This is a genomic window from Colwellia sp. M166 (assembly GCF_024585285.1).
GTDB lineage: Bacteria > Pseudomonadota > Gammaproteobacteria > Enterobacterales > Alteromonadaceae > Cognaticolwellia.
On record NZ_CP040755.1, the window covers coordinates 4,623,300 to 4,636,441 of the forward strand.

A 13,142-nucleotide genomic window follows, 5' to 3' on the forward strand; every position below is an offset into this window, starting at 1 on the left:
ATAACTTACTTTATAAGTTGTTTATATACGGATGAAGGCATAGAAAAATAGTACTATGGGTAAAGGCAGTAATATGGCAAACAGTATGGTTTCACACCATTCAATCGTGCGATAAAAACGATACCAAGAGGCGTTTTCTTCGCGAGTTGATGGCAACACTTGAAAGAAAAACATAAATGCTGAAACCACTAAACTCTCAATGGCCATAAATAAAATAAGTATGGCTAACCAGACCAATACGCTGGGCGTTTTTAGTTGAATTTGTGCTTGTAAGCCGATAAAAAGTACAAAAAAGAAGACGCACCAGGCTAAAAGTTGCCATTTAAAACGAGCGAAAGTAATAGCAATATAATTAAACAGCTCAGGACTGATTGATAATTTCATTAAGTGAAAAATAACTCCAACGGGTGATTCAATGACTAAGGCGCTAGTAAAACACAGCAACAATTGCTCTTACACTGTTCATCATAACGCTATATTGATTAATGTGAGCAAATATCAGTGATAGCATGACATTAAACAATTTCAACTGCCAGTATAAAGCTACGTTATAACCAAGATGATTTTTGATATCGACAATTTTAATTGTTAGCCCTTTGCTAAATGGCTTGGCTGATGGCAAGGTTATTTGTCATACTTGCTGACCACTGTGGTTAACATTAATCTTAAAGTTATCATCAATTAGGAAACCGAATGAATAATAATATGAGCCGAATTTTTAGCGTAACCACAGTGATGACATTTATCATGACTCATTCTGTCATGGCTGCGAATATAGTCGATCATGTAGCAATGACTACAAAAAATATAGCCGTAACTAACGTAAGTAAAGCGACACCTTTAGCGAGAGTCATGTTGCAGTCATCAAGTGAGCCGCTTGATGAAATTAATGTTGATAAAAACTTGCTATTAGAAATTAGTGAACTCAAAGACAGCAGTGGATTAGTTTACTTTGGCGGCAAAGTGTCTGATGCCGACCTTAGCCGATATTTAGAGCAATTAAAAGATGAGTTAGGTGAAGAGCAATATGCTATCTATAGACAGTATCAAGCGGCGCGAGATCACCAATCTTTTCATGTAACCTTAATTAATCCATATGAATATCAAACCATTGATAAAGAAAAACTTAATTTATCAGAAAAATTTCGTGTCACTTTACATGGTTTAGGTAAGGCCGAGAAAGCTGAGAAGAGTAGTTATTTTGTTGTGGTATCATCAGCAGATGGACAATTTATTCGTCAAAAATTATTGTTAAATAATAAAGACTTTCATATAACACTCGGCTTTTCTCCTGCGGATGTATTTGGAGTTAGTAAAGGCCGAGACACGCTAATCAAGAAATAAATTTCATTACTTTTCATTGATAAACTTGTGATAGATTTGTGATAACTCTGTGAAAGTTTAGCCATGTTTGCTTTGCATACTGAATGCGAAATCATTTCGTCATCAAGGGAAACTTATGAAACTTATTAAAACAGCATCAGCGATAGCATTAGCGCTTTCGAGCTCAGCGTTAATGGCACAAGAATTAGAAATAAAATTTACTAACCTCACCCAAGGTATTTATTACACGCCTATTTTAATGTCAGCGCATAATGACAGCATGTCGCTATTTAGTGCTGGCACTGCTGCAACACCAGAATTACAAATGATGGCTGAAGGCGGCGATATTTCAGGTCTAGTTACTTTACTCGATGGCGTTAATGCTAATAATGCGGCAAACCCTGCAAGTGGCCTACTTGCACCAGGTCAGTCAACAACTGCGATGCTAAGTACTGATGACAGTAATACTTATTTGTCGATTGTAACCATGTTACTACCAACCAATGACGGTTTTGCTGGTGTAAGTAGTTGGAAAATACCGACTGAAGCAGGTAATTATACTTTTAATGTTAATGCATACGATGCCGGTACTGAAGCAAACAACGAAGTGGTTAATGGTGGTGGTGCTCCTGGTGCTCTAGGTATTCCAGCTGCTCCGGGTATGGATGCTGGCACAGGCGGTACAGGTGTAACGACTGAAGAAGTGAACAAAACTGTGCATATTCATCGTGGCAGTTTAGGTGATGATGACTTAACGGCCGGTAAAAGTGATTTAGATAATACCGTACATCGTTGGTTAAATCCGGTTGCACGTGTCACTGTTACAGTAAAATAGGGGACTATTATGACTATTTTTTATAAAAATCAGTTTGCCCGTAAAGGTATCTGGTCGGCACTAGGTTTTACGGTTTTGCTGTCAGCCTGTGGTGGTAATGATAATAATTCAACACCTGAGCCAGTAACACCTACACCGCCAACACCGGTAACCTATACTTATGAAGTTAGCGTAACTAACTTAACTCATGCACAACCTTTATCACCTGTGGCTGTTGTTTTACATAATGAAGGGGCTTTATTTGAACTCGGTGCTAGCGCGACAGTGGCATTGGAAAATTTAGCCGAAAGCGGAGATAACTCACAAGTTCTGGCACAAGACATGGTGTTAGCGGGCGCAAGTGGTGCTGGTGTTATTATGCCTGGGATGAGCGAAACGGTATCTGTCAGTCTGGTTGATACAAAACCTATGCTGTTATCTGCTGCCACTATGCTAGTAAATACCAATGATGCTTTTAGTGGCATCAACGCTATGTCGTTGGAAAATATGGCTGTTGGCGAAAGTATTTCATTGCGAACAAGTTCTTATGATTCAGGCACAGAGAAAAATAGCGAAACAATGGCAACAATACCGGGTCCTGCTGCTGGCGGGGAAGGCTTTAATGCTGAACGTGACGATGTCGGTTTTATCGGTATGCACGCGGGCGTGATCACTAGTGACGACGGCTTAATGCAGTCAGTATTAATCCAAGCGCATCGTTTTGATAACCCTACCTTAGCGATATCGGTTACTCGTGTAGAGTGATCATTAACGCTAAGTCATGATGTTTACATGATGGTTTAGCCGCTACTTTTGTATCTGTGCTTCGTTCTTGTCAATAAAAGATAATAATAATGGAGCAAAGCATGGATACCATACTGGTGGTTGAAGATGAGCAAGACATTGCCGACTTGGTGGCCTTAACTCTACAAGAAATTGGCTTAACGGTTGATCATTGTTTGTCAGGTGAAGTCGCCTTAGAAAAGTTAAAAATTAATCAATACGACTTAGTGATGCTTGATGTTATGTTGCCAGGAATATCAGGTTTAGATGTTTGTCGGCAATTACGCGAGCAAAAGCCGGAGCAGGTGATTCTAATGGTAACCTCAAGAAATAGTGAAATTGATCGTGTGCTGGGCCTTGAGCTTGGTGCTGACGACTATATGACTAAGCCGTTCAGCGTTCGAGAATTACAAGCTAGAGTACGCAGCCAGCTCAGACGTGTGCACTTATTATCAAAAATAAGTCAGCAACAGTTAGCGCAGCAGTCACCGGAGCATTATCTGACCGTAGGGACTTTACAAATTGATAGCATTACCCATAGTGCTACGCTCAATGGCAAAAATATTGATTTAACCTCAACTGAATTTGATTTGTTATTCTATTTAGCCTCTCACCCTGAACAAGTATTTTCCCGTGAACAACTGTTAAGCTCGGTATGGGGATATCACCACAGTGGCTATGAACATACGGTAAATTCACACATCAATCGCTTACGTAATAAAATTGAACGTAATGCCACTAAACCTGAAATTGTACAAACAGTTTGGGGCGTGGGTTATAAGCTTTGTCGTCAAGGTGTGTCGGCGTGAAATTTTCGCTTTATCACCGACTATCATTATCGTTATTCGTAGTTTTTGTGGTTATCATCAGTGTATTTTTTATTTGGGCAGAGCATTTAGAGCAGACCACACGCTATGAGTCTGAGCAACACTTACACCTTTCACTGGCGGCTAATTTAGCTCGTGACAATCCTTTGTTACAAGAAGGGGCTTATGATCACCAAGCCTTAAAAAATCTTTTTCATACCTTGATGGTTTTAGGACCGGCATTCGAATTTTATTTTGTAGATGCTAATGGTGTTATTTTAACCCACTCTATTTCTCCAACGTTGATAAAACGAGACCGCATTGATCTCACGCCATTAATTCAATTAACACAAAACAAAGTAAGCTTGCCTATTTATGGTGATGATCCTCAACACTTAGATCGCAAAAAAATATTCTCTGCAGCGCCGGTATTTAATGGCAGTAAATTAAGCGGTTATTTATACGTTATTGTTGCTGGCGAGCGCTATGAGTCGGCTTACAATCGCTTAGAGTCTGCTCGTCAAGCTGAGCTCTCTATGGTGTTACTTGTAGGTGCCTTATTATTTCTTTTTATCGTTATGCTCGGTATTTTCTATTATTTTACTCGACCGCTTCGTCGTTTAAATTGTGATATTCAACAATTAAAAGCCGTAGGTTTCGATAAATCGCAACTTAATTTAGCCCCGTGGATGCCTAACAGCAGTAATGAAGTACATCAATTGGGCAGTGCGTTTGAAGAAATGGTTAACCAAATTAATGCTCAACTAAGCCTATTACAACAAAGTGATGTCCAGCGTCGAGAATTGCTCGCTGATATTTCTCATGACTTGCGTACGCCTTTGTCTTCACTACAAGGCTACCTCGAAATGATCGCCCACAAAGGCGAGAAGTTAACAACACAAGAACGCGAAAAATATATCAACACCGTGTTGAAAAATACGCTGCAGTTGAAGTTACTTATTGACCAAATATTTGAACTGGCCCACCTTGAAGGCGGACAAGTATCGCTAAATTTTGAAGCCTTTAATCTTGCCGAGCTACTTTACGATGTAGTGGCAAAGTTTACTTTAGCGGCAAGTGAAAAAAATATTGAAATATTGGTAGAACCTAAATGCTCATACACTCAAGTACACAGTGATATTGCAAAACTTGAACGGGTGACCAGTAATTTACTCGAGAACGCTATTCGTCATACGGGTGAAAATGGTAAAATTGTTTTTGCTATTGAAGAATTCGACAGCAATCAATGCCGGCTAAGTATTACAGACAATGGCACAGGGATAAAAGCAGAAGAGTTGTCTTACATTTTTGATACCCGCTATCGGGCTAGTAATGCCATACAAGACAAAAATAAACATACTGGTTTAGGTTTAGCCATTACCAAGAAATTATTGGAATTATTAAAATCTGATATCAAAGTACAAAGTACCTTAGGCGCCGGCAGTTCGTTTTATTTTAACTTAAGACGAGTAAAGCATTAAAATAGTTAGGATTAGTTTTTATTTAATAAGCATAGATATTTATATTTTCATTATTTAGAATAAGCTAACAAGGATATTATTTAAGGAAATCAAATGAAAATTAAATTAGCGGTTTGTCTTGCTGTTATGACACTAGCGGGCTGTACAACCTCTTCAACAGGTCGTTCGCAGTTAATGATGATGTCTGCAGATGAGCTGAATAAAATGGGCGCGGCCTCATTTGAAGAAATGAAAACAAAAGAAAAAATTAGTCAATCACCTGAAGTTAATCGTTATGTGCAATGTGTCGCCAGTGCTATTACAGAAAATGTGCCTAAATCTGCCCATGATGGTGAGTGGGAAGTGGTGGTTTTTGACTCTGAACAAGTGAATGCCTTTGCCTTACCCGGAGGTAAAATAGGGGTTTACACCGGTATATTAAAAGTTGCTGAGACCCAAGATCAACTGGGTGCTATTATTGGTCACGAAGTAGGACATGTTATTGAGAGCCATTCGAACGAGCGCTTATCATCGAATCAAGCCAGCCAAATGGGTTTGTCATTAGTGAATGTTTTACTTGAAAGTCAGAATATCGAAAGCCGTAATACCGTGATGGCGGGCTTAGGTTTAGGTATGCAATATGGGGTGTTAATGCCTTATGGTCGTAGTCATGAAAGTGAAGCGGATATTGTTGGCCAAGACTTAATGGCAAAGTCCGGTTTTGATCCAAAAGCAAGTATCAAGCTTTGGCAAAACATGGCTAAACTGTCAAATGATGCACCAGCTGAATTTATGTCGACCCATCCATCAAACGCTACGCGTATTAAGCAGTTAACTGAACACTTGCCTAAATCAACGCCATTTTTTACACAAGCAACAGCGCCTAAATGCGTTAAACCCGTTATGTAGAGTGACGCGAGTATTACGTAAATTTAAGCCCGTTGATACGGGCTTTTTTATGTTTAATCATGAGTCATCGATGCGTATGGAAAATATGGCCATTAACCTACTGGCAATAACTCACTAGAATTAACTACAGCTACTTTTTCGTAGATTGTTGTTTGGTGATACGCCAAAAAGCAAAGCTGGCTACTACAAATAAAATCATCGGATAATAAGCATTTGCCACCACTTCTATCGGCGATATTTTTAAGGTCGCACCCAGTAATAAAGCTTGTGCGCCATAAGGTAACAAACCTTGGTTTATGCAGGCAAAAATATCTAATAAGCTTGCTGAATGCGCAGGACTAAGTTCGCCATCTTGTGCTAAATCCTTTGCTGTTTCACCGGTGACAATAATAGAAACGGTATTGTTAGCGGTAAAAAAGTTGCAGCAAAAGGCTAGTGCGCCAATACCAATGCCAGCGGCGCGCTTTTTATTATTTGGACTGATTTTACGGGTCAAACGCTCAATACTTTTGGTTAGCGCACTTAGGCCACCTTGACGCTTAATCAATTCACTTAAGCCACCAATGAATAATGACAAAATAAAGATATCCTGCATGCTGGCAAAACCTTTATTAATATCACTTACCCAACTCGCCAATTGATAACCATTATTTACCATGCCGATTGCTGCGGCTAAAACAATACCAATAAGCAAGACCAAAAACACATTTACCCCTGAAAGTGCTAGCACCAAAATAACGATATAAGGCAAAAAGCCGATCACATCGAGTGCTTGGTTAACGTCGTGATTAATTGTTACGCCATTGACGGCGAGAATTGCTAAACAAATTAATGCCGCTGGCACCGCAAACTTAAAATTGACTCGAAACTTATCTTTCATATGAGCACCTTGGCTGCGGGTTGACGCTATGGTGGTATCAGAAATTATCGACAAGTTATCGCCAAAGATAGCACCAGAAATAATACAGCCAGCAATAAGGCTAGCGTCAACATCGGCTGATTCAATAAAGCCCAAAGCAATCGGAGCTATTGCTGCAATGGTGCCCATCGATGTACCCATGGCGGTAGCAAGAAATGCCGCGACTAAAAAAAGACCGGGCAATAAAAGGTAGTCAGGAAATATTGATAGACCAAGCTGCACACTAGCATCAACACTGCCAGTGGCTTTTGCAACTGTTGCGAAAGCCCCTGCCAAGAGGTAAATAATACACATAGTGATAATGTTTTGATGGCCAGCACCTTGTATAAACTGACTTATTTTATCATTAACACTATCTCGCCCCATATAAACCGCTAACAGTATGGCTGGAATAATAGCAATGCTTGCCGGTAATTGGTAAAACGCAAACTCAACACCTTGCAAAGTTAACACAATGCCAGTGCCAAGAAATAAACCGAGAAAAACGCCGAATGGTAATAAGCTTTTTAAGCTTTGCTCTGAATGATGTCCAGTGACTTTTATATGTTCTAGTGGGTTATTCGATGTGCTTTCTGAATTTTTAGAGGTCATTAATAGATTCTTTTTTAGTTATTATTTTAATTATTTCTAAGCAAACAATAACCTTATTTTCTTGAATGTCTAGGCTAAATTGTATTATAGAGGCTTAATACTTTATGTCAATCTAGACGTCTAGAAGTTTGTTTTGATGTATTTAGTTTCAAGTAATGTATTGAAGGAAAATCTAGTTTATTAGTTATGGACTTTTATTGTACTCGAATAATAATCTGAACCGCAGCATGCCATTAGGTTTATTCTCATATTTGTGTCGTTGTTCATTCATCAATTGACAAGCTCTGCGAGAGTCATAATAGTCATTTTATCCTAAAGTCCTCATGAGCTTTGAAAAATGAGAAAAAATCCTAAAATTCTTTGAAAAAATAATAATGCTTGTATTAATTTATTTTCAAACAAGGATACTTGGAATGGCACTATGTGCATAAAATTTTTAATACAAAGTGAGTTAAGCATAACTAAAATATTGGGAGCTCGACAAATGAACCTTTGTTAAACTCCCAAGTAAAAATCAAATATTGATTACAAGTACTTAAAAAGCATCCAAATGCCAGCTCCGATCATAAACAAATTCTCCGTTAATGACACGAACCCGAGGGGCACATTACTGTCGCCTCCGACACAAGCACACTTAAGTTCACGCTTATCAACATATACGGCTTTGTATACCGAAATGGCACCCACAGAGCCAATAAATAATGACACTGGGCCAACGATTAAACCCGACAAACCTGCAATCATGCCGATGCCTGCGAATGCTTCTGCAAATGGATAAACATAGGCATAACGCAAGTGCTTCATGGCTAATAAGTCGTAAGTGATAAATGAGTTTGAAAACCCGTAAAGATCACGTAGTTTTTGAATTGCCAAAATAGTCATACTAAAAGCAACAAACAACTCAATTACCTTGAATGAAAGCACATGACCTGAAGAGCTAAAAACGGCTGCCAATGCCATTACAAAAGCGGTGGCAAAAATAGCTAATACCGGAGTATAAGTGGTGCCTGTTTTCACGGCGGGTGGCATATCAAAATGTTCTCTTAGTGCATCGTATCCGCCCACTATTTGGCCATCGATGAAAGTTTGAGGGGTAGTGTCAACATTATGCTGTTGCTTAAATTTGTCCGTTTCTGCACGGGAGTTTAACTTGTGATCTTCGACTTCAAAGCCTTTTCTTTCAAGTAAGTCTTTTGAGCGCAAGCCATAAGGACATATATGTTGATCCGTATGCATACGATACAGTTTAGCGGTATCTTTCATACTTTTCTCCTAAAGGTTAATGAATAAAAGTGTCAAGTTTTTACTATTTTTTTTGACTGAAATCCGGCGTAGGGCGCATGTCCGATTTTTGCTCGGTATCTGCAATGCCATTGGCTTTGATGTCCTCCAATAACCATTTCATTTCTTTTATCTCTCTCTCTTGGGCTTTTATTATCGCGTTGGCTAATGCTTTAACACGCTTATCTTCAATATTTGCTCTGCCACTGGTCAATATAGCGATGGAATGATGTGGGATCATGGCACTCATCCAAGCACTGTCGTCGATGGTATCTTGAGAGCGAACTAAATATACCGAGACGACAAAAACCACTGCAGCGCCGATTAAGATCATCCGATTTTTGGATTTATCCTTGTACATATTGAGCATAAATAGCAACATCACGATTGCCATAATAGCGCCCATGTAAATGGCCATGTAAAGCCGAGTTTCACTGAAAAATATGTGCTCCCACGCGTAAGTATTGAAATACATTAAGAGCAGCATAATTGCAGTAGACGTAAGGATCATGATAAAAAAATTTGTATATTTAGACATATTATTTCCCTTTGTTTCTCAATTTTGAATTATTCATGATTTTGAAACCATAGATACTGTGCAACTGTGCAGTAAAAATCCGCTTATCGCCTCTGATCCCTTTAATAATAGCTATAACCGACTGGTTCAATTTGAGCCAGTCCCAAGCTGGTAAAGTTGATTAAAGAAAAACAAAAAACGGCAATGAGGCCAATGCTCGGGGGGGTAAAATGCCTTAAGCCTAAATATATGGAAATTTTGAATGCCATAGCAAACCAAAGTGCATATAAAAGTTGGTTAAGGCTTATCCCGTAAAACACTGCTAAGATGCTGGTGTATTTCGACAGAGCATTTTTTATTATCCCGTTTCTGCACCCGACCTTACACCAAGTAATGACTAGTAATAGCAGCAGCTATTGCTACAAATCCGGTTGCACTAGCAGAGCCACCTTCGAGTCGGGCTTTATCGGCACTATTACCTAATTCACAACATTGACCTTTACAACTTTGATGATAGTCGTGAGCATTAAAATGAGACAGATGAACAACTTGCTCAGCTTGATTTATCGCAATTATTGTTGAAGATGCATTGCCCTCACAGGCAAGAGAAGATTGACTAAAGGCAATCAGTAAAATAATTACTATGCGCTTTAAAAGCACTGTCATTGTATAATGATGATTGCCAAATTTAGCCATGTTAAAGTCGTCTGCTTTTAGGTTAAAAGTGTTAAATAATTTACTTTTGTGTGTAAATACTGCATAGAACACTCATTTGATGCTTAACATTAAAGCAACATTAGAGTGTCTATAAAACACTAGCAGATAAGTCTATTTTTTCAAGCTGTTATTGAGAACAATAAATATATCAAAACAGTAAGACATAACAGGTTATATAGTAGGCTACGCGGACAATAGCATTGATAAAATTTGACTGTGATATGAAAATAAAATTAGCCCATGTAAAAATTTACTTACTGGGCTAAAATTTATTTTCTGATGTTACTTTAACTGATGCTGCGTCTTTTTCGACAAATGCTAATCAGACCTTTAGTCGAACCATCCATATCAAGCGGTATATCGGTATTAGCAAGCTTGCTAAAAATATCATTACCGAGGGCTTTACCTAGCTCAACACCCCATTGATCAAAAGAGTTTATTTGCCAGATAACGCCCTGAACGAATACCTTATGCTCATACAAAGCGATCAGACTTCCTAAAGCCTTTGGTGTCAGTTGTGGCATTAATAGCGTGTTGCTGGGTTTATTACCTTTCATGACTTTATGAGATGACAAATAGCTTATTTCATCAGTGCTGCATTTTGCTTTTGTCATTGCCGCTATGACTTGCTCTTCAGTTTGGCCTTCCATTAATGCTTGGCTTTGTCCCAAACAGTTGGCAATTAGCATGTCATGATGATCACAAATATCGGCATGCGGATTAAGCGGTAGAATAAAGTCGACTGGGATAGGCGTTTTACTTTGATGGATCAATTGATGAAACGAATGTTGTCCATTTGTGCCTTCACTACCCCAAATAATTGGGCCAGTATCGTAGTTGGTTTCTTTATTATCTAAATTGACGGACTTACCGTTACTTTCCATATCAAGTTGTTGGATATAAGCCGGTAAACCACGTAAATAATGATAATAAGGTAATAGCACTTGTGACTGTGCGCCATGAAAGTTTCGATACCAAATGCCTAACAATGCCATGATCACCGGCATATTTTCTTCAAAAGGGCTTTGTCTGAAATGTTCATCCATTTCAAATGCGCCATTTAAAAACGCCAAGTAATTATCATAGCCAATACCCATAGCAAGTGGTAAACCAATGGCTGACCAAATAGAGTAGCGTCCGCCGACCCAATCCCACATTGGAAATATATTTTTCTCACTAATACCAAAACTTTTTGCTGCTTCGATATTACTCGAAACACAGGCAAAGTTATGTTGAATGTCAGCAACGTTTGCTTGTTTTAAAAACCATTCTTTAGCTGACTCTGTATTTCGCAGGGTTTCTTGAGTGGTTAAGGTTTTAGATGAAGTGATCACTAACGTGGTTTCTGGCTCTAAACCAGACAACACATCATGAATATGACAACCATCAACATTGGCAACATAATGTACATTCAAGTGCTTTTGACGATACGGCTTTAAAGCCTCAGACATGATTTTAGGCCCTAAAAATGAGCCGCCAATACCAATAGCAACAATGTCGGTAAAAGCTTTGCCGCTATAACCTTTTGTAACACCTGATGAAACATCGTTAACAAAGATTTTTATTTTCTCTAAAGTCGACTTGACCAAGGGCATAATATTTTTGCCATCAACATAAACCGGTTGCTCAGAAAAATTGCGCAGGGCAGTATGCAATACTGGGCGATTTTCAGTGGTATTTATCGGCGCACCTGAAAACATTTGCTCTATTTTTTCCTTAACGCCACATTGCTGCGCCAAATCAACAAGCAATTTTTTTGTTTCGGGGATTAAATGATTTTTTGAGTAATCTAAGGTTAACCCTGATGCTGATATGGTAAATTTTTCAAATCTATCTGGGTCAATGCGAAATAAAGATTTTAGGTGAATTGTTTTACTGTCTAAATAATGAATTTGTAAGTTTTGCCATGCCAGAGAATTAGTTAACATGTTTGTAAGCCTTAGAATAAAATTTAATGTTGTTTAAAAAATAAATTAGTTAGCCAAAATGACCATTCGAATAAACAGGCGAGTACTCTTTATTCTGTTTTAGTGCTAATTGCTTAAATATTAGTTGGGCGCTAAATTTTTTAAAACTTCTTCAAACGTCGGCGGGTGACAACCAATTTTTGATACATTTATTGCCGCTGCTAAAGCGCCAAACTTTAAGGCGTAAGCTAAGTCTTCCGGCTTTGCTGCTGGTGTTAACGCATTATCACGAAGTAATTGCGCTAGCATTGCTGAAAAGAAAGTATCGCCAGCCCCGACAGTATCTCCCATCGGGACTGCTCTAAATACATCTTGTTGAATATTCATGTTTTCGGTAATAAAGTGCGCACCGTTTTCACCTAATGTCAGTACGACCATGCCATTTGTCATGTTCTTGAGCATAGCACTTGCTAGATGCTCAGGATCACCGACCAAGTTTTGCAATAGTAAGTCCTCGTCACTCACTTTTACTATGTCTGCATAGGTAACTAATTGGGCAATGGCAGCAATATATTTAGCGTGATTAATTTCAACACCTTTACGTACATTGACATCAATGCTAATTTTTACGCCGTTAGCTTTAAGCGCTATCATTACCGGAATTAATACATCGACCATTTCTGGTACAAGTGCGAGCGAACCGGTATGAAAAAGATCTAAATCTTTTGGCAAGTTGTCTAAAAGCTTCTGTGCGTTAATATCTAAGTCTGCAACTGACTTACGATACAATCTATAGTCTGAATTACCTTGTGAGTTTTTATAAACTAATGCTAATGAAGTGGCTTGAAAAGATCGGTTATTAGCCGGTATATCTATACCTTCTTCGACTGCAGATTTATAGATTTTATCGCCGAATATATCATTCGAAATAGGTGACAAGTAACTACAGTCGAGCCCTTGTCTAGAAAAGCTTCTTGCTACATTATATGGCGAGCCACCAATAAAAGGCCGATAATCGCCATTTTCCTGCTCTATCATGTCAAAAAGAGCTTCACCGAAAACAGCTACTTTAAATGTCATTTTAATTCCTCTATTTTACCGGTCTGTAATTTATT

Annotated in this window: 13 protein-coding genes; 6 read left to right on the forward strand and 7 right to left on the reverse strand. The window is 38.6% G+C overall.

Annotated elements, in window-relative coordinates; genetic code table 11:
* Nucleotides 1-21: 21 nt before the first annotated feature.
* Nucleotides 22-384, reverse strand: coding sequence for a hypothetical protein (locus tag FGD67_RS20765; protein WP_257172918.1), 363 nt, complete (start codon nucleotides 382-384; stop codon nucleotides 22-24).
* 309 nt (nucleotides 385-693) lie between these two features.
* Between FGD67_RS20765 and FGD67_RS20770 the strand changes: the two genes are divergently transcribed.
* From FGD67_RS20770 to FGD67_RS20795, 6 genes are all read left to right on the forward strand, one after another.
* The gene (locus FGD67_RS20770; protein WP_257172919.1) at nucleotides 694-1,344 is read left to right on the forward strand and encodes a hypothetical protein; all 651 of its coding nucleotides are present in this window, start codon (nucleotides 694-696) and stop codon (nucleotides 1,342-1,344) included.
* 115 nt (nucleotides 1,345-1,459) lie between these two features.
* Nucleotides 1,460-2,158, forward strand: a complete 699-nt coding sequence (locus FGD67_RS20775) for a spondin domain-containing protein (protein ID WP_257172920.1) — start codon at nucleotides 1,460-1,462, stop codon at nucleotides 2,156-2,158.
* 9 nt (nucleotides 2,159-2,167) lie between these two features.
* Entirely contained in the window at nucleotides 2,168-2,902 is a 735-nt protein-coding gene (locus FGD67_RS20780) for a spondin domain-containing protein (protein ID WP_257172921.1), read from the forward strand.
* Between the two features lie 101 nt (nucleotides 2,903-3,003).
* Nucleotides 3,004-3,729: a response regulator transcription factor gene (locus FGD67_RS20785; protein WP_257172922.1), complete on the forward strand. Its 726-nt coding sequence runs from the start codon at nucleotides 3,004-3,006 to the stop codon at nucleotides 3,727-3,729.
* Entirely contained in the window at nucleotides 3,726-5,207 is a 1,482-nt protein-coding gene (locus tag FGD67_RS20790; RefSeq protein WP_257172923.1) for a cell wall metabolism sensor histidine kinase WalK, read from the forward strand. The genes FGD67_RS20785 and FGD67_RS20790 overlap by 4 nt, the downstream gene beginning before the upstream one ends.
* 93 nt (nucleotides 5,208-5,300) lie before the next feature.
* Complete coding sequence (locus FGD67_RS20795; RefSeq protein WP_257172924.1) at nucleotides 5,301-6,095, forward strand: M48 family metallopeptidase; 795 nt, start codon at nucleotides 5,301-5,303, stop codon at nucleotides 6,093-6,095.
* Nucleotides 6,096-6,225: 130 nt separating this feature from the next.
* Here FGD67_RS20795 and FGD67_RS20800 read toward each other — a convergent pair whose 3' ends face one another.
* The 6 genes from FGD67_RS20800 to FGD67_RS20825 form a co-directional block, all read right to left on the reverse strand.
* Nucleotides 6,226-7,605, reverse strand: coding sequence for a Na+/H+ antiporter NhaC family protein (locus tag FGD67_RS20800; protein ID WP_257172925.1), 1,380 nt, complete (start codon nucleotides 7,603-7,605; stop codon nucleotides 6,226-6,228).
* Between the two features lie 525 nt (nucleotides 7,606-8,130).
* On the reverse strand, nucleotides 8,131-8,868 hold the full coding sequence (locus FGD67_RS20805) for a glutaredoxin (protein WP_257172926.1): 738 nt from the start codon (nucleotides 8,866-8,868) through the stop codon (nucleotides 8,131-8,133).
* Nucleotides 8,869-8,911: 43 nt separating this feature from the next.
* Nucleotides 8,912-9,424, reverse strand: coding sequence for a DUF305 domain-containing protein (locus FGD67_RS20810; RefSeq protein WP_257172927.1), 513 nt, complete (start codon nucleotides 9,422-9,424; stop codon nucleotides 8,912-8,914).
* 360 nt (nucleotides 9,425-9,784) lie between these two features.
* Complete coding sequence (locus FGD67_RS20815; protein ID WP_257172928.1) at nucleotides 9,785-10,099, reverse strand: hypothetical protein; 315 nt, start codon at nucleotides 10,097-10,099, stop codon at nucleotides 9,785-9,787.
* Nucleotides 10,100-10,407: 308 nt separating this feature from the next.
* Nucleotides 10,408-12,048 (reverse strand): glucose-6-phosphate isomerase, encoded by a 1,641-nt coding sequence (gene pgi / locus FGD67_RS20820; protein ID WP_257172929.1) that lies wholly within the window; start codon nucleotides 12,046-12,048, stop codon nucleotides 10,408-10,410.
* 120 nt (nucleotides 12,049-12,168) lie between these two features.
* On the reverse strand, nucleotides 12,169-13,107 hold the full coding sequence (locus FGD67_RS20825) for a carbohydrate kinase (protein ID WP_257172930.1): 939 nt from the start codon (nucleotides 13,105-13,107) through the stop codon (nucleotides 12,169-12,171).
* Between the last annotated feature and the right edge of the window lie 35 nt (nucleotides 13,108-13,142).

Coding starts and splice junctions, on each gene's coding strand:
- FGD67_RS20780 (WP_257172921.1), top strand. CDS start 2,168: ATGACTATTTTTTATAAAAATCAGTTTGCCCGTAAAGGTATCTGGTCG.
- FGD67_RS20770 (WP_257172919.1), top strand. CDS start 694: ATGAATAATAATATGAGCCGAATTTTTAGCGTAACCACAGTGATGACA.
- FGD67_RS20800 (WP_257172925.1), bottom strand. CDS start 7,605: ATGACCTCTAAAAATTCAGAAAGCACATCGAATAACCCACTAGAACAT.
- FGD67_RS20805 (WP_257172926.1), bottom strand. CDS start 8,868: ATGAAAGATACCGCTAAACTGTATCGTATGCATACGGATCAACATATA.
- FGD67_RS20810 (WP_257172927.1), bottom strand. CDS start 9,424: ATGTCTAAATATACAAATTTTTTTATCATGATCCTTACGTCTACTGCA.
- FGD67_RS20795 (WP_257172924.1), top strand. CDS start 5,301: ATGAAAATTAAATTAGCGGTTTGTCTTGCTGTTATGACACTAGCGGGC.
- FGD67_RS20775 (WP_257172920.1), top strand. CDS start 1,460: ATGAAACTTATTAAAACAGCATCAGCGATAGCATTAGCGCTTTCGAGC.
- FGD67_RS20765 (WP_257172918.1), bottom strand. CDS start 384: ATGAAATTATCAATCAGTCCTGAGCTGTTTAATTATATTGCTATTACT.
- FGD67_RS20815 (WP_257172928.1), bottom strand. CDS start 10,099: ATGGCTAAATTTGGCAATCATCATTATACAATGACAGTGCTTTTAAAG.
- FGD67_RS20785 (WP_257172922.1), top strand. CDS start 3,004: ATGGATACCATACTGGTGGTTGAAGATGAGCAAGACATTGCCGACTTG.
- pgi (WP_257172929.1), bottom strand. CDS start 12,048: ATGTTAACTAATTCTCTGGCATGGCAAAACTTACAAATTCATTATTTA.
- FGD67_RS20825 (WP_257172930.1), bottom strand. CDS start 13,107: ATGACATTTAAAGTAGCTGTTTTCGGTGAAGCTCTTTTTGACATGATA.